This window comes from Streptomyces lunalinharesii, assembly GCF_039532155.1.
Taxonomy (GTDB): domain Bacteria; phylum Actinomycetota; class Actinomycetes; order Streptomycetales; family Streptomycetaceae; genus Streptomyces; species Streptomyces lunalinharesii.
The window spans coordinates 295,532-315,824 of record NZ_BAAARK010000005.1; the positions used below are offsets into that span (position 1 = coordinate 295,532).

General features: G+C 71.1%; 17 protein-coding genes. 9 read left to right on the plus strand and 8 right to left on the minus strand.

Going from position 1 to position 20,293, the window contains the following annotated elements; all coding sequences use genetic code 11:
- Window positions 1–85: 85 nt before the first annotated feature.
- Genes ABD385_RS10825 through ABD385_RS10835 form a run of 3 tightly spaced genes read right to left on the minus strand, consistent with a single transcriptional unit; the run spans window position 86 to window position 2,154 of the window.
- The gene (locus ABD385_RS10825) at window positions 86–1,210 is read right to left on the minus strand and encodes a cystathionine gamma-lyase (RefSeq protein WP_344574899.1); all 1,125 of its coding nucleotides are present in this window, start codon (window positions 1,208–1,210) and stop codon (window positions 86–88) included.
- Entirely contained in the window at window positions 1,207–1,773 is a 567-nt protein-coding gene (locus tag ABD385_RS10830) for a low molecular weight protein-tyrosine-phosphatase (protein ID WP_344574900.1), read from the minus strand. The genes ABD385_RS10825 and ABD385_RS10830 overlap by 4 nt, the downstream gene beginning before the upstream one ends.
- Window positions 1,774–1,776: 3 nt before the next feature.
- A complete protein-coding gene (locus tag ABD385_RS10835; protein WP_344574901.1) occupies window positions 1,777–2,154 on the minus strand; it encodes a phage holin family protein in 378 nt (125 codons plus the stop codon).
- Window positions 2,155–2,202: 48 nt separating this feature from the next.
- Here ABD385_RS10835 and ABD385_RS10840 point away from each other — a divergent pair, with 48 nt between their 5' ends.
- From ABD385_RS10840 to ABD385_RS10855, 4 genes are all read left to right on the plus strand, one after another.
- Window positions 2,203–2,520 (plus strand): cupin domain-containing protein, encoded by a 318-nt coding sequence (locus ABD385_RS10840; protein WP_344574902.1) that lies wholly within the window; start codon window positions 2,203–2,205, stop codon window positions 2,518–2,520.
- 202 nt (window positions 2,521–2,722) lie between these two features.
- Window positions 2,723–2,944, plus strand: coding sequence for a DUF5326 family protein (locus tag ABD385_RS10845; protein ID WP_275463838.1), 222 nt, complete (start codon window positions 2,723–2,725; stop codon window positions 2,942–2,944).
- Window positions 2,945–3,390: 446 nt separating this feature from the next.
- Complete coding sequence (locus tag ABD385_RS10850) at window positions 3,391–4,167, plus strand: IclR family transcriptional regulator (protein ID WP_344574903.1); 777 nt, start codon at window positions 3,391–3,393, stop codon at window positions 4,165–4,167.
- A 104-nt stretch (window positions 4,168–4,271) separates the two neighbouring features.
- Window positions 4,272–4,694 (plus strand): SsgA family sporulation/cell division regulator, encoded by a 423-nt coding sequence (locus tag ABD385_RS10855; RefSeq protein WP_078486673.1) that lies wholly within the window; start codon window positions 4,272–4,274, stop codon window positions 4,692–4,694.
- Between the two features lie 118 nt (window positions 4,695–4,812).
- Here ABD385_RS10855 and ABD385_RS10860 read toward each other — a convergent pair whose 3' ends face one another.
- Window positions 4,813–6,150: a YibE/F family protein gene (locus ABD385_RS10860; protein ID WP_344574904.1), complete on the minus strand. Its 1,338-nt coding sequence runs from the start codon at window positions 6,148–6,150 to the stop codon at window positions 4,813–4,815.
- 221 nt (window positions 6,151–6,371) lie between these two features.
- Between ABD385_RS10860 and thiC the strand changes: the two genes are divergently transcribed.
- On the plus strand, window positions 6,372–8,156 hold the full coding sequence (gene thiC / locus ABD385_RS10865) for a phosphomethylpyrimidine synthase ThiC (protein ID WP_344574905.1): 1,785 nt from the start codon (window positions 6,372–6,374) through the stop codon (window positions 8,154–8,156).
- A 147-nt stretch (window positions 8,157–8,303) separates the two neighbouring features.
- Here the strand turns inward: thiC and ABD385_RS10870 are convergent, their stop codons facing one another.
- The 3 genes from ABD385_RS10870 to ABD385_RS10880 all read right to left on the minus strand — a co-directional run bounded on the left by ABD385_RS10870 (window position 8,304) and on the right by ABD385_RS10880 (window position 11,820).
- Complete coding sequence (locus tag ABD385_RS10870) at window positions 8,304–9,185, minus strand: hypothetical protein (protein WP_344574906.1); 882 nt, start codon at window positions 9,183–9,185, stop codon at window positions 8,304–8,306.
- Between the two features lie 210 nt (window positions 9,186–9,395).
- Entirely contained in the window at window positions 9,396–10,451 is a 1,056-nt protein-coding gene (locus tag ABD385_RS10875; RefSeq protein WP_344575029.1) for a metallophosphoesterase, read from the minus strand.
- A gap of 268 nt (window positions 10,452–10,719) precedes the next feature.
- Window positions 10,720–11,820: a LacI family DNA-binding transcriptional regulator gene (locus ABD385_RS10880; RefSeq protein WP_037632549.1), complete on the minus strand. Its 1,101-nt coding sequence runs from the start codon at window positions 11,818–11,820 to the stop codon at window positions 10,720–10,722.
- A 396-nt stretch (window positions 11,821–12,216) separates the two neighbouring features.
- Between ABD385_RS10880 and hisC the strand changes: the two genes are divergently transcribed.
- Window positions 12,217–13,296, plus strand: coding sequence for a histidinol-phosphate transaminase (gene hisC, locus ABD385_RS10885; RefSeq protein ID WP_344574907.1), 1,080 nt, complete (start codon window positions 12,217–12,219; stop codon window positions 13,294–13,296).
- A gap of 100 nt (window positions 13,297–13,396) precedes the next feature.
- Here hisC and ABD385_RS10890 read toward each other — a convergent pair whose 3' ends face one another.
- Window positions 13,397–13,765: a cyclophilin-like fold protein gene (locus ABD385_RS10890; RefSeq protein WP_344574908.1), complete on the minus strand. Its 369-nt coding sequence runs from the start codon at window positions 13,763–13,765 to the stop codon at window positions 13,397–13,399.
- 257 nt (window positions 13,766–14,022) lie between these two features.
- On the opposite strand from ABD385_RS10890, the gene ABD385_RS10895 reads away from it, so the two are divergent.
- Genes ABD385_RS10895 through cydD form a run of 3 tightly spaced genes read left to right on the plus strand, consistent with a single transcriptional unit; the run spans window position 14,023 to window position 20,271 of the window.
- The gene (locus tag ABD385_RS10895; RefSeq protein ID WP_344574909.1) at window positions 14,023–15,531 is read left to right on the plus strand and encodes a cytochrome ubiquinol oxidase subunit I; all 1,509 of its coding nucleotides are present in this window, start codon (window positions 14,023–14,025) and stop codon (window positions 15,529–15,531) included.
- 9 nt (window positions 15,532–15,540) lie between these two features.
- Complete coding sequence (cydB, locus tag ABD385_RS10900; protein WP_344574910.1) at window positions 15,541–16,542, plus strand: cytochrome d ubiquinol oxidase subunit II; 1,002 nt, start codon at window positions 15,541–15,543, stop codon at window positions 16,540–16,542.
- A gap of 54 nt (window positions 16,543–16,596) precedes the next feature.
- Window positions 16,597–20,271 (plus strand): thiol reductant ABC exporter subunit CydD, encoded by a 3,675-nt coding sequence (gene cydD, locus ABD385_RS10905; RefSeq protein WP_344574911.1) that lies wholly within the window; start codon window positions 16,597–16,599, stop codon window positions 20,269–20,271.
- The last annotated feature ends 22 nt before the right edge of the window (window positions 20,272–20,293 follow it).

The following is a 20,293-nucleotide window of genomic DNA, read 5'->3' on the forward strand; positions in this document are numbered from 1 at the left end:
CCGGACCGGATTCACGGGAACCGCCGGCCGGCAGGGTGACGAGGGGGGATACCCTGCCGGCCGTTCTGCGCGCTACGCCTTCGCGTTACGCCTTCGCCTCGTCCAGCGCCCGCAGGACGTCGGCGACCAGGTCCTCCGGATCCTCCACGCCGACCGAGAAGCGGACGAAGCCCTCGGGCACGTCGTCCCCGCCCCAGCGGGCGCGCCGCTCGGCGGTGGACCGCACGCCGCCGAAGCTGGTCGCGTCGTCCACCAGCGTCAGCGCGGCCAGGAACCGCTCCGCGCGGGCCTTGTCCGGCAGGACGAAGGACACCACGGAGCCGAAGCGGCCGGGCCGCATCTGCCGGACGGCGAGCGCGTGCGACGGGTCCGACGGCAGGCCGGGGTGGCGCACTGCACGGACTTCGGGGCGGTCGGCCAGTGCGGTGGCCAACGCCATGGCGCCCTCGGCCTGTTGGCGGACGCGCAGCGCCAGGGTGGCGAGCGAGCGGTGGGCCAGCCAGCTCTCCATCGGACCGGGGATCGCCCCGACGGTCTTGCGCCACAGCCGGACGCCGTCGGCCAGCGCCGCGTCCCGGCAGGTGGCGTAGCCCAGCAGGACATCGCCGTGGCCGGTCAGCGCCTTGGTGCCGCTGGCGACCGAGAAGTCCGCGCCCAGGTCCAGCGGACGCTGGCCGAGCGGGGTGGCGAGGGTGTTGTCCACGGCGACCAGCGCCCCGCGGGCGTGCGCCGCGTCCGCCAGCCGTCGCACGTCACAGACGTCCAGGCCGGGGTTGGAGGGCGTCTCGATCCACAGCAGCCGGGCGCCGTCGAGGACGTCGAGCTGGGCGTCGTCGGCGGTGGGGGCCGTGCGGACCTCGATGCCGTAGCTCTCCAGGCGGGAGCGGACGGCGGGCAGCAGTTGGTAGCCGTCGTCGGGGAGCACCACCGCGTCGCCGGCGCGCAGTTGGGAGAAGAGAACGGCGGTGATCGCCGCCATCCCGGAGGCGAAGGCGACCGTGTGGGCGGGTTCGTCCGGCGACTCCAGCTCGCCGATGGCGGCTTCCAGTCGGGTCCAGGTGGGGTTGGTGTCGCGGCCGTAGGTGTACGGGCCGGTGGCCTCGCCCGGGAGGTGGAAGTGGGCGGCGAACACCGGTCCGGGAAGGGCCGGTTCGTAGGCCGCGGGCTCCGGGAGCCCGGCCCTCACCGCACGGGTGCCGTCGCCGGTCATGCGCTCTCCTCGTGGTGGGGGTGGTGGAGGCCGGGCCGGGGCTCGGCGGGGCCGGGCGTCGTGGAGGTGACCTCGGCGCGGACCGCCTCCAGGAGGCCGTCGCAGGCCGTCTCGATCATCTCCAGGCACTCCTCGAAGCCGGCGAAGCCGCCGTAGTACGGGTCCGGCACGTCGAGGTCCGCGGGGTCCGCGGCCGGGCTGGTGCCGCAGCTGTAGGAGCGCAGCAGCCGGACCTTGGCGGCGTCCTCGGCGGTCGGGGCCAGCCGGCGCAGTGCGCGCAGGTGGCCCGAGTCGAGCGCGATGACCAGGTCACGGCGGGCGAACCAGGAGGCGCGGAACTGCCGGGCGGCGTGCGTGCTCGGGTAGCCGCCGGTGCGCAGCACGGCGAGGGTGCGGGGGTCGGCCGCGTCGCCCTCGTGCCAGCCGCCGGTGCCGGCGCTGTCCACCTCGACCAGCGCGTCGAGCCCGTCCTCGGTGATCCGGGCACGGAAGACGGACTCGGCCATCGGCGAGCGGCAGATGTTGCCGGTGCAGACGAAGCAGACGCGGTAGCAGGGGGACAAGCGTCAGTCCTTGTCGGGGAGCATCACGTGCATCGCCCAGGAGACGATGGAGACGATCACGCCGCCGAGCAGCGCCGCCCAGAAGCCGTCCACGTGGAACGCGAGGTCGGCCTTGCCGGCCACCCATGAGGTCAGCAGCAGCATCAGCGCGTTCACGACCAGCGTGATCAGACCGAGCGTGAGGATGAACAGGGGGAACGAGAGCAGCTTGACCACGGGCTTGACCAGGAAGTTGACCAGCCCGAAGATCAGCGCCACCAGGATCAGCGTGAGCACCTTGCGGCCGGTGTTCTCTCCGGTGAGCGTGATGCCTTTGAGGAGCCAGATGGCCACGGCCAGGGCCGCGGCGTTGGCGAGCGTCTTGACCAGAAAATGCTTCATGGTGAGATCGTCGCAGACGACTGCCGACTGGTGAGAGGTGCGAACGGGATGAAGGCTTTCCGACTGGACGAACTGGAAGCGGAACGGGTCGCGAACGACGGCGCGTATCTGCAGTTCCTCCGGGAACGCACCATGTCGGTGGGGCTGTACGCGCTGGACGCCGGCACCGCGGACCCGCAGCAGCCGCACACCCAGGACGAGGTGTACCTGGTGGTGAGCGGCCGGGCGGCGATCACGGTGGGGACGGAGACCGAGTCGGTGGCCCGCGGCAGCGTGGTCTACGTGCCGGCCGGGGTGCCCCACAAGTTCCACCACATCAGCGAGGACCTCCGGGTCGTGGTGGTCTTTTCTCCGCCCGAGAGCTGAGGGCCCGACCCCGGAACCCGTAAGGGTCAGCTCAGGGGAGAGCCGGGGCTGTCGGGCCCCCACGGCGCCAGCCGGCGGCCTAGCATCGATGGTGTACAGGGGGAACCGGAGACGCGGCGCGACGGATGCGGAGCACGCGGACGGTGCCACCGGAGCGGTACGGACCGACAACGGCGCGACAGAAAGAAAGCAGGGCAGAGCAGTGGCTGGTAAGGGGATACTCGCAGGGCTTCCGTGGTGGGTCACCTGGGTCGTGGTGCCCGTCATCCTGATCGTCGTCTTCGGCGGACTGATCGCCACCGCCGTGGGATTCCTGATCGGCCTGCTCTTCAAGGTGCTGATCGCGGCGGCGCTGATCGCCGGTGTGATCTACCTCGTGCGCAGGTTCACCGGATCCTCGTCCTCGTCGAAGAGCGACTGGTAGGCCGAGCCCCCACTGATCGGCACTGTCCGACCCGCACCCCCGAAGACGCCCTGCCCCCGCCCGGGAGCAGGGCGTCCGGCGTTCCGGTGGCCGTCCGACACGCCTTGCGCCGGGGCCGAACGAGGATCGGAATCCGGCCCACCTGCTGTTCTCGCGCCGGTGGGGTGCACGGCGTTCCGCCTGCTCACCAAGAGTGTGTACCGTGCTTCGTAGCGTCATCGGGGCCGGGCACGCCGTCGAGGCGGGGCAACTCCCCGATTTTCGGCTCCCGTTCCGGATCGCCCGGGTTACAGTGCGGACGCAGGCGTCTTCCGGATGTTGACGTTCCGGAAAATACCGAGCGATCGGGCCGGAGTTATGCCGGCAGTCCGGGGAGGCGCACGGCCGCGGGTGGGGATCCCGCGGCCCGGGCCACGGGGCCATGGCACTCGGACCTGGGGGTTGCGTTGGCGATCGGCAACGACGAGTCCGGCTCGCACCCCACCCTGATCGGGTCGGTGCAGCGGGCGCTGCGGCTCCTGGAGGCGGTGGCCGCGCACCTCGACGGGGCGCCCGCCAAGCAGCTGGCCAGGGAGGCCCAACTCCCCCTGCCCACGACCTATCACCTGCTGCGGACGCTGACCCACGAGGGCTATCTGCGCCGGGAGAACGGCGTCTTCGTCATCGGCGAGGGCGCCGAGTCCATCGGCCGGGCGGGGGCCCGTCGCCGGCAGCGCCGGCAGTTGGCCGACGCGCTCGCCGTGGCGGGTCGCGAACTCGGCGCCGCCGTCTACTTCGCCGTCTACCGCGAGGGCGAAGTGGAGGTGGTGGCGATAACTGCCGATCCGGCGCGACCGCCCGTCGAGGAATGGGCCGACTTCCGCTCCACCGCCCACACCCACGCGATCGGCCAGTGCCTTCTCGCGCAACTCGACGAACCGACCAGGAAAGAACACCTGTCCCGTTATCCGGTGCAGTCGATGACGCCCTTTTCGGTGCGTTCCGAAGGCGATCTACTGAATCGGCTGGCTACCGTGCGTCGCGGCCAGGTTGCCTACGATCGCCAGGAATATGCCCTGGGCACGGTGTGTTCGGCGATCCCGATCCGTGTCGGCTCGGCCGCCGCGACGCTGGCGGTTTCTCTTCCTGCGACGGAAGTGCATCGATTGCAAGCAGTTACGGACCGGCTACGGAAAATGGCGGAGAGGGTACTAACGACACTCGCCTTCTCTATCAGTATCTGAAAACTCACTCCTTGTGATCTGCCTGCATGTGACCGACGATGGCGTCAATAGGGCTTCCGGGGATGATTCCCGGCCATCTCCGATCAAGTGCGGGGCAGTGGTTGATGAACGACACGGTTCAGGCAGAAGTGATCATGAGCTTCCTCGTCTCGGAGGAGCTCGCCTTCCGGATCCCGGTGGAGCTGGAATTCGACAGCGCCGATCCCTACGCCGTCCGGCTCACCTTCGATCTCCCCGGAGACGCGCCCGTGACCTGGGTGTTCGGCCGTGAGCTGTTGCTGGACGGGCTGACCCGGCCGGCGGGCGAGGGCGACGTCCGGGTCGAGCCGTCCGCCCCCGAGCACCTCAGCGACGTCTACATCAGCCTTCAAGTCGGCCCCGAGCGGGCGCTGTTCCGGGCCAGTGCGCCGCCGCTGATCGCCTTCCTGGACCGCACCGACCGGATCGTCCCGCTCGGCAAGGAAGAGGTCTGCGACACCCTGGAGGCCGCGCTCGACCGGATCCTCACGGAGGCGCCGGCCGGCTGAGCCGCCGGCCCCTCTCCCCCGTCATCGCCGTCCCGTTGCCGGTCGCCCCTGCCCTGTTGCGCCCACGTCCGTCACACCGCCCCTCTCGCCCCGGCCGGCCTCCGTCGCCCGCCCGCCTTCAGTGCTTACGGCGCCGTCCGCGCGCCGCACGTCGCCCGCCGCGTCCACCGACGGCCGCCGCCCGCCCCGACCCGTCCGGCGCCGGCTGGTCCGCCGAGACCACCAGGGCCGCCAGCAGCGTGGTCACCGGCACCGAAGCGACCAGCCCGATGCTGCCCACGAGGGTGCGGACGATCTCCTCCGCGACGACCTCGCTGCCGGCGACCCGCCCCACGCTGCTCTGCGCGATCGAGAACAGCAGGAGCAGCGGGAGCGCGGCGCCCGCGTAGGCCATGACGAGGGTGTTCACCACCGAGGCGATGTGATCCCGCCCGATCCGCATCGCCGCGCCGTACAGCTTGCGCCAACCCGCCGTCGGATCGGCCTCCTTGAGCTCCCAGACCGCGGCCGTCTGCGTCACCGTCACGTCGTCGAGCACCCCCAGCGAACCGATGATGATCCCCGCCAGCAGCAGACCGCGGATCTCGATGTTCGGGTACAGCCCGTGCACCAGCCCGGTGGTGTCGTCCGTGTTGCCGGTCAGCAGCGCCCAGTGGGTGAAGACCGAGCCCAACAGGGCGATGAGCAGGAGCGAGGCGAGGGTGCCGAGCACCGCCACCGACGTGCGGGCCGTCAGCCCGTGGCACAGGTAGAGCGCGATCAGCATGATCGCGCTGCCGCCGACCACCGCCACCACCAGCGGATCGGAGCCCTGGAGGATCGCCGGCAGAATGAACAGGGTCAACAGGCCGAAACTGGCCGTCAGAGCCACCAGCGCGAGCACTCCGCGCAGCCGTCCGATGATCACCACCGCGAAGGCGAAGAGCGCTGCCAGCACCCACATCGGCACCGTGCGGTCGACGTCGGTCACCGCGTACTGAAGCTCCCTCGGCGCCTTGGGGGAGTAGGAGACGATCACGTCCTGGCCCGTCGTGTAGTGCCGCGGGGCGTCCGGCGTCACCACCGTCTGGAAGGTCCGACCGGTGTTCTCCCCCGTGGTGACCTTGATCGTCGCCTGTTCGCAGGGCTTGCCGCGGGACGCTCCCTCGGCCGGCGGCCGGCCCCCGGGGGCGGTGGGCTGCGGCTGCTGCTCGGCGTGCACCGCCGCGCAGTCCACCTCCTCGACCTTGGTGACCCGGGCCTTCTCGGTGGGCTGGTCGAAGCCCACGCCGGACGGCTTGTGGGGCGGCGCGCCACCGGGCCAGAGGACGAGCAGACCGACCGCCACCGCGGCCGCGAACGGGATCAGGACGGCGGCGATGACCTTGCGCAGATGCCGGGACACCGGTGCGGCCGGCCCGTGGCCGTGCGCGTGCGCATGGCCGGCGGTGGCGTGCTGGGTTTCGGGAGGGCTCACCGCCCGATCATTGCAAGAACCCGTGGGCCCCCTGTTCACACCGCCGCCCCGGCCGCTACCGTGGTGGCACCTTTGCAATCGCGGGAGCTCGGAGCACCGGGCTGAGAGGGCGCTGACCTCCGTCCCAGCGGTGTTTCACGTGAAACACCGGATGACGGAAGCCGCTGCGTCGACCGCCGAACCTGTTACCGGGTAATGCCGGCGTAGGGAGTTGGGTCTACATGACTCTGCAGGATGCACGCACGCCTGAAAACGGCTCGACCGACGGCGAAAAGCCGCAGATCGGCTGGCACAAGGGCTACGTTTCCGGATCGCGTCCGGACCTCCGGGTCCCGGTCCGGCGGGTGCACCTCACCAACGGCAAGGACGTGACGCTCTACGACACGTCCGGGCCGTACACCGATCCCCAGATCGAAACCGACGTCCGCCGCGGCCTGGCGCCGGTGCGCGAGAACTGGATCATCGCCCGGGGCGACACCGAGGAGTACGCGGGCCGCCCGCTGCGTCCCGAGGACGACGGGATCAAGCACACGTCACCGCGCGGTGGCCTGCGGAACCTCGACGCGGTCTTCCCCGGCCGGCCGCGCCAGCCGCGTCGCGGCCGGGCCGGCACCCCGGTCACCCAGCTCGCGTACGCGCAACGCGGCGAGATCACCGCGGAGATGGAGTACGTGGCCGTCCGCGAGAACGTCTCCCCCGAGTTCGTGCGGGACGAGATCGCGGCGGGCCGGGCGGTGCTGCCGGCCAACATCAACCACCCGGAGATCGAGCCGATGATCATCGGCAAGAACTTCCTGGTGAAGGTGAACGCCAACATCGGCAATTCCGCGGTCACTTCGTCGATCGAGGAGGAGGTGGAGAAGATGACCTGGGCGACCCGCTGGGGCGCCGACACGGTCATGGACCTCTCCACCGGCCGCAACATCCACACCACCCGCGAGTGGGTGCTGCGCAACTCCCCCGTTCCCATCGGCACCGTCCCCCTCTACCAGGCGCTGGAGAAGGTCGACGGCAAGGCCGAGGAGCTGACCTGGGAGATCTACAAGGACACCGTCATCGAGCAGGCCGAGCAGGGCGTCGACTACATGACGGTGCACGCCGGCGTGTTGCTCCGCTACGTCCCGCTCACCGCCAACCGGAAGACCGGCATCGTCTCCCGCGGCGGTTCGATCATGGCGGCATGGTGCCTGGCGCACCACCAGGAGTCCTTCCTCTACACGCACTTCGAGGAACTCTGCGACATCCTCGCCGCCTACGACGTCACCTTCTCCCTCGGTGACGGCCTGCGTCCCGGCTCCATCGCGGACGCCAACGACGCGGCGCAGTTCGCCGAGCTGCGCACCCTCGGCGAGCTGAACACCATCGCCAAGCGGCACGGCGTGCAGACCATGATCGAGGGCCCGGGCCACGTCCCGATGCACAAGATCAAGGAGAACGTCGACCTCCAGCAGGAGATCTGCGAAGAGGCCCCGTTCTACACGCTCGGCCCGCTCACCACCGACATCGCGCCCGCCTACGACCACATCACCTCCGGCATCGGCGCCGCGATGATCGCCTGGTGGGGCACCGCGATGCTCTGCTACGTCACGCCCAAGGAGCACCTGGGCCTCCCGGACCGCGACGACGTCAAGACCGGCGTCATCACCTACAAGATCGCGGCCCACGCGGCAGACCTGGCCAAGGGACACCCCGGCGCCCAGGAATGGGACGACGCGCTCTCCGACGCCCGCTTCGAATTCCGCTGGGAGGACCAGTTCAACCTGGCCCTCGACCCGGACACCGCCCGCGCCTTCCACGACGCGACGCTGCCCGCCGAACCGGCCAAGACGGCCCACTTCTGCTCGATGTGCGGGCCGAAGTTCTGCTCGATGAAGATCTCCCAGGACATCCGCCGCGAGCACGGCAGTGCCCTGGCCGTCGACGCCGACGCCGAGGCCGGCATGGCGGAGAAGTCCAAGGAGTTCGCGGCGGCCGGCAACCGCGTCTACCTGCCGATCGCGGACTGAGCCGGCGGGACGGACCGGGCGGGTCGGGCGTGAACCGCAGGACCGGTCGGGAACGGCCCGAAGACGTGCGTCACGTGCGTCTTCGGGCCGTCCGTTCGTCACCACGACCGGGCACCGCGGCGCACCGACCCGGTGCCCGCCCGGCGGCTACTCGGACCGGTGTTCCGACCCCCCGTAGTCCGGGCTGGTGAAGTCCGGGCTGGAGTAGCGGGGGCGGGCCCAGGACGCGTCGGTGTCGCGGCTGCTGAAGCGGGGACGGGTGTAGCCGAGTGTGGGGGTGCGGCGCTCCTGGGCCGGCGCGGGACGGGGCACGTACCGGACCGGATCGTCCTCGGGGTCGGCCGCGGGATCGGCCAGCGCCTCGCGCAGGAAGGGCAGCAACCCGCGGTCCAACAGGGCCTGCCGCCAGGCGTCGTGCGCGCTGTCCAGCGCGGCGGCCCGCTCCTCGACCGCCGCGTCCCGGGCCGTGCCGTTGCGCAGCGCGGTGACGACCACGCAGCCCATGGCGACCAGGGCCCCGGCGGCGGCCAGCCCCGCGAAGACCCAGCCGACGCTGACCAGGGGCCGGGAGACGTCCGGGTCCGGGTCGACGGCGCGCAGCACGTAGCCGATGACGAGGAAGAGGACGGCCGCGATGCCGGCGAGTACCGGCACGAGGACGGTGGCCATCGCGGCGAGCCCGAAGCCGGCAGGATCGGAATCCGGTTCGTCGTCCGCGGTGGCCGGTCCGGTGCGTTCGTCAGAGGTCTGGTCCGCTGACGGACCGCCCCCTGTGGCGCCGGCCGCGGCGGACGACGGGGCGCGCAGCTCGGTGCGCAGCTGTGTGAAGCGTTGGTATTCGGCCGTCGCGCAGGCGGCGATCGCGCTGGTCGCGCTGAGCGCCATCATGCGCAACTGCTCGCTGCTGAGCCGGTTTCCGGCGGCGGTGGCGAGGTCGTCCGGGCGGTTTTCGGCGGTGCGCAGCGCCTCATCAAGGATCCGCGCGAATTCCGCGTGGTCCTCGTTCAGCAGGTGCGGAGCGCTGTTCATGTGGATCCCCCGAAGCTCCGTAGGGCCGTACGGGCCGGCCGGGGGCCGGGCGCCGGGCGGAAACGGAGGAGAGCCTGCTACGGATAGACCGATGGTAGAGCGCCGCCGGCGCGGGGTGACAGAGAGTTTGCGGAATTTGCCTGATGCCGCGACCGATTCCCGTCCTGTCTGATAACAGGTCGGGTCGGCATCGGACCATCAGAGGAACCGTCAGCCGGCCAGCGGGAGTTGGCAGACCAGTAGCTTTCCGGCCATCGTGACACCGCCGTCCATCGCGATGGCCAGACCGTCCGCGTAGACGTGCGGGCCGTCCACGGCGACGCCGTCGTCCTCGCCGTCCTCCCCGCCGACCTCGCCCAGCAGGTACGGGATCGGGCTGTGGCCGTGCACGACGCGGTTGCCGCCGTAGGCGTCGAGCAGTTCGCGCACGGCCTGCGCACCGGCCTCGTCGCGGAAGGCGAACCTCTTGGTGAACTTGCGGAAGAGGTCCCAGACTTCGTCGGCTTCGCTGCGCGTCAGCACGTCGTGGACGGTGTCGTTGACCTCCTCGATCGACGCGCCGTATTCGAGGTAGGCGGTGGTGTCGGAGTGCACGAGCAGGTGCCCGTCCTCCTCCATCACGGCGTCCAGGCGGGCCATCCACTGGAGGTGGTGGTCCTCCAGGCGGTCCATGTCGTTCTTCTGGCCGCCGTTGAGCAGCCAGGCCGCCTGGAAGGAGGCGGTGCCGGCGCCGGACTGCACGGGCGTGTCACCGAACCGCTTGGCGCCCAGCAGCAACAGCTCGTGATTGCCCATCAGGGCCTTGCAGTAGCCGCCGGCCGCCGCGGCCTCGGCGGAGAGCTGCATGACCAGGTCGATGACGCCGATGCCGTCGGGACCGCGGTCGGTGAAGTCGCCGAGGAACCAGAGCCGGGCGTTGCCGGCGGCCCACGTGCCGTCGGCGTCGATCAGCCCCTCGGCCTCCAGCGCGGCGCGCAGCTCCTCGTAGTAGCCGTGCACGTCGCCGACGACGTACAGCGGGCCCAGGCCCTCCGTTTCGGGGGCCGGCTCCTGCGCCGCCAGCACGGACGGGTGGTCGACGAGGGTGTCCGTGCGCGTGATGACCGGCAGGTCGCGGGCGGTCGGGGTGTACTCCTCGGGCATCTGCACCGGAGGCGCGACGGGCGGCGCGACCGGGGGCGCGGCCGGCGCCGGGACCGGTTGCCCGGCGGGCGCCGCGGGCGGTGGAACGGATGCCGGAGGTTGTGCCCCCATGGTCCACACCATGGGTCCCTGACTGGCCCCCTGAGTCATCGACCCCTCCACCGTTGCGCCGCCGTGCACCTCTCGGACCTTTGCCTGGTCGACGGCGGTCCGCAGTGTCGTGCGCCCATCATAGGAACGCCGCTCGCGGGTTGTGACGCACCCGGGGGTGATCAATCCCGCGAAGCCCGGCGTTCACGATGGATTTCTCCCGTGATCAGCCCGTTTTTTCCTCGGCGGAGCGGGCGCCCGGAGTGCGTCGGAGCGCCCGACCCGTCGTGCCGGGGCACGCTCAGTCCCCGGCCGGGCCCCGCGGCGGGCTGACCGTCGTCCTCGGGGAGCGGCGTTGCGAGGAGGTGCGCACGATCAGATCGGTCGGTATCACCTGCTCGACCGGGCACGTGCTGTCGAGTCCCTCGATGGCGTCGATCAGGATCTGGACCACGGCGGTGCCGATGCGCCGCGGCTTGAGCGAGAGCGTCGTGATCGGTGGTTCGGTGGTGGCGTAGACGGTGGACTCGCTGCAGCACACCAGCAGCAGGTCGTCCGGTACCCGCAGTCCGTAGCGGCGGGCCGCGGCGAGCAGGTCGGTGCCGTTGGGGTCGAAGAGCCCGTAGACCGCGTCCGGCCGGTCCGGGCGGGCCAGCAGCCGGTCCGCGGCCACGGCGCCCGCCCGCGGGTCGTACGCGGGGTACGACTCGTAGACCGGGTCCTGGCCGACCCGCTCGCACCAGTTCAGGTAGGCGGTGGTCGACAGCCGGGTGTAGGTGTCGGTGGTGGTGCCCGTGAGCAGTCCGATGCGGCGGGCGCCGGCCTCGGCGAGGTGGTCGAGCAGGCCGAGGACGGCCGCCTCGTGGTCGTTGTCGACCCAGCCGGTGACCGGGATGGTGCCGCCGGGGCGCCCGTCGGAGACGACCGGGATGCCGTGCCGGACGAGTTCGGTCAGGACCGGGTCGCCGTCGGCCGGGTCGATGACGACGGTGCCGTCGAGGGCGACGTTGGACCAGACGTCGTGCCGGGAGGTCGCGGGCAGGATGACCAGGGCGTAGCCGCGGGCCAGCGCGGCGGAGGTGGCGGCTCTGGCCATCTCCGCGAAGTACGCGAACTCGGTGAAGGTGAAAGGTTCATCCCCGTAGGTGGTCACGGTCAGGCCGATGAGGCCCGACTTGCCGGTACGGAGCGTGCGGGCGGCCGCGGACGGGCGGTAGCCCAGCCGGTCGGCCACCTCGCGGACGTGGCTACGGGTGGCATCCGGAAGCCGGCCCTTGCCGTTGAGCGCGTCGGAGACAGTCGTGATCGATACACCGGCTGCGGCGGCCACGTCCCGGATGCCCGCGCGTCCCAGTCGGCGACCGGACGACCGGCCCACCTGGTGCTTCCCTGCTGCTGTCATGGCGAGCCGATAGTAGGGCTCGCTACGGCCATTCGCGGGTGACCGATGGCGACGTTGAGAAGGCACGTTTCTGCATGGTGATGTGTCATCAGTTTCCTTGCAATTGAAGGAACTTGCCGGCCCTGATGGCCCGATGGGGGGAGCGTGAGGTGCTCTGCCTGGCGATACGTCCAGGTCTCGAAGAGGTCTCAAGTCACCTTGACGAGGGACGCGCGCCACGGAGCGAGCCACCGGCGCGCGGTGCATCGCCTAGCGCTCCCCCTCGGATGCACGCCCGGCGCTCGCCACCGCGGAGCCCACGGGAGGGCCGTCACTTTTGGGCCTGACGCCGGACGGGTCAATCCTCATAAGGTGTGCAGTATTGGAGTCGAGAGGGATGGTTGAGGAGGACCTGCGGTGAGCGAGAAGACCCCGAGGCTGCGTGCTGCGCTGGACGGCATCCCCACCTACAAGCCGGGGCGGCCGGCGGCGGCCGGTGGCCCGGTCGCCTACAAGCTGTCCTCCAACGAGAACCCCTACCCGCCGCTGCCGGGCGTGCTGGAGAGCGCGGTGGCGGCCGCCGGGTCGTTCAACCGCTACCCGGACATGGCGTGCACCGGCCTGATGGCGGAACTGGCCGACCGGTTCTCGGTGCCGGTGGACCACCTGGCGACCGGCACCGGATCGGTGGGGGTGGCCCAGCAGCTGGTCCAGTCGACGGCCGGCCCCGGGGACGAAGTGATCTACGCCTGGCGCTCGTTCGAGGCGTACCCGATCGTCACCCAGGTCTCCGGTGCGACGCCGGTGCAGGTGCCGCTGACCTCCGGTGAGGTGCACGATCTGGACGCGATGTTGGCGGCGATCACCGAGCGGACCCGGCTGATCTTCGTTTGCAACCCCAACAACCCCACCGGCACCGTCGTGCGCCGTGCGGAACTGGAGTCCTTCCTGGACCGGGTGCCGGACGACGTGCTGGTGGTGCTGGACGAGGCGTACCGCGAGTTCATCCGCGACGCGGACGTACCGGACGGGATCGAGCTCTACCGCGACCGCCCCAACGTGTGCGTGCTGCGCACCTTCTCCAAGGCGTACGGCCTGGCGGGGCTGCGGGTGGGCTTCGCGGTGGCGCACCCGGAGGTGGCCGCCGCGCTGCGCAAGACGGCGGTGCCGTTCGGCGTCAGCCAGCTCGCGCAGGAGGCCGCGGTGGCGTCGCTGCGCAGTGAGGCGGCGCTGCTGGAGCGGGTCGAGGCGCTGGTCGTCGAGCGGACCCGGGTGCACGACGCGCTGGTGGCGCAGGGCTGGACCGTCCCGGCGTCGGAGGCGAACTTCGTCTGGCTGCGGCTGGGGGATCGGACCACCGCGTTCGCCGAAGCGTGCGAGCGGGCCGGGGTGGTGGTGCGGCCGTTCGCGGGCGAGGGCGTGCGCGTGACGATCGGCGAGGAGCCGGCGATGGACCTGTTCCTGCAGGCGGCGGCGGAGTTCCGCAAGGCTCTGTAGTCGTCTTCCACTCCGCCGGCGGCGTGGCAGCCGTCGTGCGGTGGCGTGTTCCGAGGCCGTGGGTCCCTGTCCGACCCGCGGCCTCCGGCGTGTGCGGCCTTCAGGCCTTCTGGACGTGGATGGCGTCGCCGTTGCGGACGGTGGCCAGTGCCCGCGGGTCGCCGTCGATGCGGCCCAGGACGTTGCAGGGGGAGGCGAGTCGGGACTCGTCGCCGCGGGATATCGGGGTCGGTCCGTAGGGGAGCGCGAGGGCGTTGCCCTCGGTCCAGAAGGCGACGGTGCCGGGGTCGACGACCTGGCGGGCGTCGGACTCCAGGGCGGGGGTGAGCCCGGTGTCGAAGTAGACCTCCTCGCCCCAGGTGTTCGCCGTGCCCTGGAGTGGGAGGGCGGCGAGGAGCGCGGTGGTGGTCGGGGTGTCGTCGAGGGTGGCGGTCACGTGCCCGGCGGGCCAGGAGATGCGGATCTTCATGGCGACGAATTCAACAATATGTTGAAGCTGCGCGGAAGGGCGCGGACATAACCTCGGCATAAACGTTCACGGGCCATGGATTCAAGCGTGACCGCAGTCACGTACCCCCCTTCCCCAAGGCAAGAGGCGCATGGGTAATAATGCTTGTGAATGTGAACGCGTTCACAAGCTCACGTCCTGAGGTGTGCGTCTCGCGCGCCATAAAAGGGACATATCCGCCGTGAAGCGGCGATGCAAGGACGTAAGGAGGTCGCGACGTGGAACTGGCTCTGGCGCCGGAGACTATGGCGCGATGGCAATTCGGCATCACGACCGTCTACCACTTCCTGTTCGTCCCGCTGACGATCTCCCTCGCCGCCTTGGTGGCCGGACTTGAGACCGCATGGGTGCGAACCGGTAAGCAGAAGTACCTCAAGGCCACCAAGTTCTGGGGCAAACTCTTCCTGATCAATATCGCGATGGGTGTCGTCACCGGCATCGTCCAGGAATTCCAGTTCGGCATGAACTGGTCGGACTACTCGCGGTTCGTCGGGGACGTCTTCGGTGCGCCGCTCGCCTTCGAAGCCTTGATCGCCTTCTTCTTCGAGTCCACGTTCATCGGCCTGTGGATCTTCGGCTGGGACAAGCTGCCGAAGAAGCTCCACTGCTTCTGCATGTGGATGGTGTCGATCGGCACGATCCTCTCGGCGTACTTCATCCTCGCCGCCAATTCCTGGATGCAGCACCCGGTCGGTTACAAGTACAACCACGTCACCGGGCGGGCCGAGCTGACCGACTTCTGGAAGGTGCTGACGCAGGACACCACCCTCGTCGTCGTCTTCCACACCCTGACCGCGGCGTTCCTGACCGGTGCCGCCTTCATGGTCGGCGTCTCCGCGTACCACCTGATGCGCAAGAAGCACGTCAAGGTCATGCGGACGTCGCTGCGGCTCGGCCTGATAACCCTGGTCATCGCCGGCATGCTCACCGCGATCAGCGGCGACTCGCTCGGCAAGGTCATGTTCAAGCAGCAGCCGATGAAGATGGCCTCGGCCGAAGCGCTGTGGGACAAGGCCGCGCCGGCGCCGTTCTCGGTCTTCTCGTACGGCGACGTCGCCAAGGGGCACAACAAGGTCGCCATCGAGATACCGGGCCTGCTCTCCTTCCTGGCGCACAGCGACTTCTCCTCGCCGGTCCCCGGCATCAACGACGTCAACAAGGCCGAGCAGCAGAAGTTCGGGCCCGGTGACTACCGGCCCAACATCCCGGTCACCTACTGGGGCTTCCGCTGGATGATCGGCTTCGGGATGACGTCCTTCGTCATCGGTCTGGCCGGCCTGTGGCTCACCCGCAAGAAGTTCTGGCTCGCGCCCGCGCTGCGGACCGGCGACGAGGAACCACCGCACCTCGCGCTCACCAAGGACAGGGTGCTGGGCGAACGCCTGGCCAAGTGGTACTGGCGACTGGCCTTCGTCACCCTCGGCTTCCCGCTGATCGCCAACTCGTGGGGCTGGATCTTCACCGAGATGGGCCGCCAGCCCTGGGTCGTCTACGGCGTGCTGCGCACCCGTGACGCGGTCTCGCCGGGCGTCACGCAGGGCGAGGTGATCACGTCCCTGGTCGTCTTCACCACGCTCTACGCGATCCTCGCCGTGGTCGAGGTGCGGCTGCTGGCGAAGTACATCAAGGCCGGACCCCAGGAACTCACCGACTCCGACCTCAACCCGCCCACCAAGATCGGTGGAGATTCCACCGACGCCGACCGGCCGATGGCCTTCTCGTACTAGGAGGCGACCGTGCAACTCCACGACATCTGGTTCGTCATCATCGCCTTCCTCTGGACCGGGTACTTCTTCCTGGAGGGCTTCGACTTCGGGATCGGCGTGCTCACCAAGCTGCTGGCCCGTGACCGGAGCGAGCGGCGAGTGCTGATCAACACCATCGGCCCGGTCTGGGACGGCAACGAGGTCTGGCTGCTCAGTGCGGGCGGCGCGACCTTCGCCGCCTTCCCGGACTGGTACGCGACCCTCTTCTCCGGGTTCTACCTGCCCCTGCTGCTGATCCTGGTCTGCCTGATCGTGCGCGGGGTGGCGTTCGAGTACCGCGTCAAGCGGCCCGAGGAGCGCTGGCAGCGCAACTGGGAGCACGCGATCTTCTGGACCTCGCTGCTGCCCGCGGTGCTGTGGGGCGTGGCCTTTGGCAACATCGTCCACGGCATGAAGATCGACGCCCACAAGGAGTACGTCGGCGGCCTGCTCGACCTGTTCAACCCGTACGCGATCCTCGGCGGTCTGGTGACGTTGACGCTGTTCACCTTCCACGGTGCGGTGTTCGCCTCGCTGAAGACCGTGGGGGATATCCGGAAGCGGGCGCGCAGGACGGCGGGTGTCCTCGGACTGATCACCGCCGTGCTCGCGATCGGGTTCCTGACGTGGACCCAGGTCGACCGGGGGAACGGCAGCAGCCTGGTCGCCATGGTCGTCGCGGTCGTGGCGCTGGTCGCCGCGCTCGGGGCCAACAAGCTCGGGCGGGAGGGCTGGGCGTTCGCGTTCTCCGGGGTCACCATCGCGGCGGCGGTCGCGATGCTCTTCCTGACGCTCTTCCCGAACGTCATGCCGTCCACGTTGAACGAGAGCTGGAGCCTCACGGTCAGCAACGCCTCGTCCAGCCCCTACACCCTGAAGATCATGACGTGGTGCGCCGGGATCGCCGCGCCGCTCGTGATGCTCTACCAAGGGTGGACCTATTGGGTGTTCCGCAAGCGGATCGGCACCCAGCACATCGCCGAAGCCCACTAGCTGAGTCCCGCCCCGCCCGGCCAGGGCGGGGCTCGGGAGAACGGAAGGTTTCACGTGAAACCGGTCGACCCGCGCCTGCTCCAGTACGCCCGTGCCACCCGTGGTTTCCTCATCGCGGTGGTGGTGCTGGGGCTTGCCGGAGCGGGCCTGGTCATCGGTCAGGCCATGCTGATCGCGGAGATCGTGGTCGGCGCCTTCCAACACGACCTTTCCTTCCACGCGTTGGTCACGCCGGTGGCGCTGCTCGCCGCGATCTCCGTCGGCCGGGGGTTGGTCTCCTGGCTCACCGAACTGGCCGCGCACCGCGCCAGCGCGGCGGTCAAGTCCGAACTGCGGATGCGGCTGATCGAGCGGGCCACGGCGCTCGGGCCCGGGGCGGCGGTCCGGCGCGCGGACGGGACCGAGGACGCCGGCACCCTGGAGCTGCGGACCGGGGAGCTGACGACCCTGGCCACCCGCGGCATCGACGCCCTCGACGACTACTTCGCCCGGTACCTGCCGCAGTTGGGGCTGGCGGTCGTGGTGCCCGTCGCGGTGCTGGTCCGGATCGTCACCGGGGACTGGATCTCCGCGCTGACGATCGTGGTCACCCTGCCGCTGATCCCGCTCTTCATGGTCCTCATCGGCTGGACCACCCAGTCGCGGATGAACCGCCAGTGGCGGCTGCTCGCCCGGCTTTCCGGACACTTCCTCGACGTCGTCGAGGGCCTGCCGACCCTGAAGGTCTTCGGCCGGGCCAAGGCCCAGGCCGCTGCCATCCGCGCGATCACCAACGAGTACCGCCAGGCCACCCTGCGCACCCTGCGGATCGCCTTCCTCTCCTCGTTCGCGCTCGAACTCCTCGCCACCATCTCCGTGGCGCTGGTCGCGGTCGGTATCGGCATGCGCCTGGTGCACGGCGAACTCGACCTCTACACGGGGCTGATGGTGCTGGTCCTGGCGCCCGAGGCGTACCTGCCGCTGCGGCAGGTGGGGGCGCAGTACCACGCGGCGGCCGAAGGACTCTCGGCGGCGGAGGAGATCTTCGCGGTGCTGGAGACCCGGCCGCGGACGCCCGGCACGGCGCCCGCGCCCGACGGCACCGGGCTGACCGTCGAGCAGCTGGTGGTCCGCCACCCCGGGCGCAGCGCGGCATCGCTGCCGGCGACCTCGTTCGAGGTCCGGCCCGGCGAGACCGTCGCACTGGTCGGCCCCTCCGGCGCCGGCAAGTCGACGCTGCTGAGCGTGGTGCTCGGCTTCACCGAACCGTCCGAGGGGCGGGTCCTCGTCGACGGACAGGACGTCGCAGACCTCTCCCCCGCCGACTGGCGCAGCCGGATCGCCTGGGTGCCGCAGCATCCGCACCTCTTCGCCGGCACCATCGCGGAGAACGTCCGGCTGGTGCGGCCGGACGCCGACGACGCGGCGGTCCGCACGGCGCTGGGCGAGGCCGGGGCGCTGGACTTCGTCGACGCGCTGCCCGACGGCCCGGCCACCCGGCTCGGGGAATCCGGCGCCGGCCTCTCCGCCGGCCAGCGCCAGCGCATCGCGCTCGCCCGCGCCTTCCTCGCCGACCGCCCGGTCGTGCTGCTCGACGAGCCCACCGCCAATCTGGACGGTACGACCGAGCAGGCCCTGGTCGAGGCGGTGGGCCGGCTCGCGGCCGGGCGCACGGTCCTGATGGTCGTCCACCGGCCGGCGCTGCTGGCGGTGGCGGACCGGACGGTGCGGTTGGCGGCGCCCGAGGTGGCCGACGGGCCCGTGGCACCGACGGTGGCGGCGGTTTCCGCGCCGGGTCCGGCGGCCGATGCGGTGCCGCCCGCCGAGCCGGTCCCGCCGGTGGTCGACGGGCCGGAGCCGAGCGGCTCCGCGCCGGGTTCGGCGCGCTCCGCGCTGGGGCGGCTGCGTGGACTGGCCCGGGCCCGGCGGGCGCGCCTGGGGCTCGCGTTGCTGCTCGGCAGCCTCGCCCTGGGCTGCGCGGTGGGCCTGATGGCGACCTCCGGCTGGCTGATCTCGCGGGCCTCGCAGGAGCCGCCGGTGCTGTATCTGATGGTGGCGGTGACCGCGACCAGGGCGTTCGGCATCGGCCGGGCGGTCTTCCGGTACGCCGAGCGGCTGGTGGCGCACGACGCGGTGTTCCGGATGCTCGCCGACGTGCGGGTGGCCGTCTTCCGCCGGCTGGAGCGGCTGGCCCCGGCCGGACTCAAGGAGCGTCGCCGCGGCGATCTGCTGTCGCGGCTGGTCGCGGACGTCGATGCGGTGCAGGACTACTTCCTCCGCTGGTTGCTGCCGGTCGGGGCGGCGCTGCTGGTCGGCGTGGGCACCGTCGCGTTCACCGGCTGGCTGCTGCCGGAAGCCGGGGTGATCCTCGCGGGCGGACTGCTGCTCGCCGGTGTCGGGGTGCCCGCGCTGTCGAGCGCGCTGGCCCGGCGTGCGGAGCGCCGGCTGGCCCCCGCCCGCGGGGTGCTCGCCACCCGGGTCGTCGATCTCCTCACCGGTACCGCCGAGTTGACGGTCGCCGGGGCCCTCGGCGCCCGCACGGAGGGGGTGCGCCGCGCGGACCGGGACCTGACCCGGATCGCGTCGCGGTCGGCCACCGCGGCCGGGGCGGGGGCCGGGCTCTCGGCGCTGCTGTGCGGGCTGACCGTGGCCGCCGCCGCGGTGGTGGGCATCCAGGCCGTGCACGCGGGCCGGCTGGCCGGTGTGGAACTGGCCGTCGTCGTGCTCACTCCGCTCGCCGCGTTCGAGGCGGTCGCCGGGCTGCCGCTGGCCGCGCAGTACCGGCGCCGCACCCGGCACGCCGCGGACCGGGTGTTCGAGGTGCTGGACGCGCCGGCGCCGGTCCGTGAGCCGGAGGCACCCGTGGCCGCGCCCGGCGGGCCGTTCCCGCTGACCGTGAGCGGGCTGACCGCACGCCACCCCGGGCAGGAGGACCCGGCGCTGGACGGCGTCGGCTTCACCCTGGCCCCGGGCCGCCGGCTCGCCGTCGTCGGCCCGTCCGGATCCGGCAAGACGACGCTTGCGCAGGTGTTGTTGCGCTTCGTGGACCGCGAGTCGGGGACCTACACCCTGGCCGGGACGGACGCGCAGGAGATGGCCGGCGACGCGGTGCGACGGCTGGTCGGGCTGTGCGCGCAGGACGCGCACCTCTTCGACAGCTCGCTGCGGGAGAACCTCCGGCTCGCCCGGCGGGACCGCAGCGCCGGTGCGGGCGGTGCCGAGGACCAGGACCTCTGGGACGCGCTGGGTCGGGCGCGGCTGGCGGACTGGGTGCGCGGGCTGCCCGACGGCTTGGACACCATGGTCGGGGAGCACGGCGCCCGGCTCTCGGGCGGCCAGCGGCAGCGGCTCGCCCTGGCGCGGGCACTGCTCGCGGACTTCCCGGTGCTCGTGCTGGACGAGCCGGCCGAGCACCTCGACCTGGCCACCGCCGACGCGCTGACCGCCGATCTGCTGGCGGCCACCGAGGGTCGGACCACGCTGCTGATCACGCACCGGCTCGCCGGGCTGGACGCGGTCGACGAGGTGCTGGTGCTGGACCGCGGCCGGGTGGTGCAGCGCGGTGGTTACGCGGAGTTGGCCGTGGCCGACGGTCCGTTCCGGCGGATGCTGGAGCGTGAGCGGGCGGTGGACGCGGCGTATCCGCGGATGGTGACCGGCGGGGACGGCAGCGCGCGGGAGGACGCCGAGCGGGTGCCCGCAGGGGCGTTGACCGGTGCATCCGCTGAGGTGGCCGCGTTCCCGGGCTGACGGTCGCGACCGGCGCCGGGCC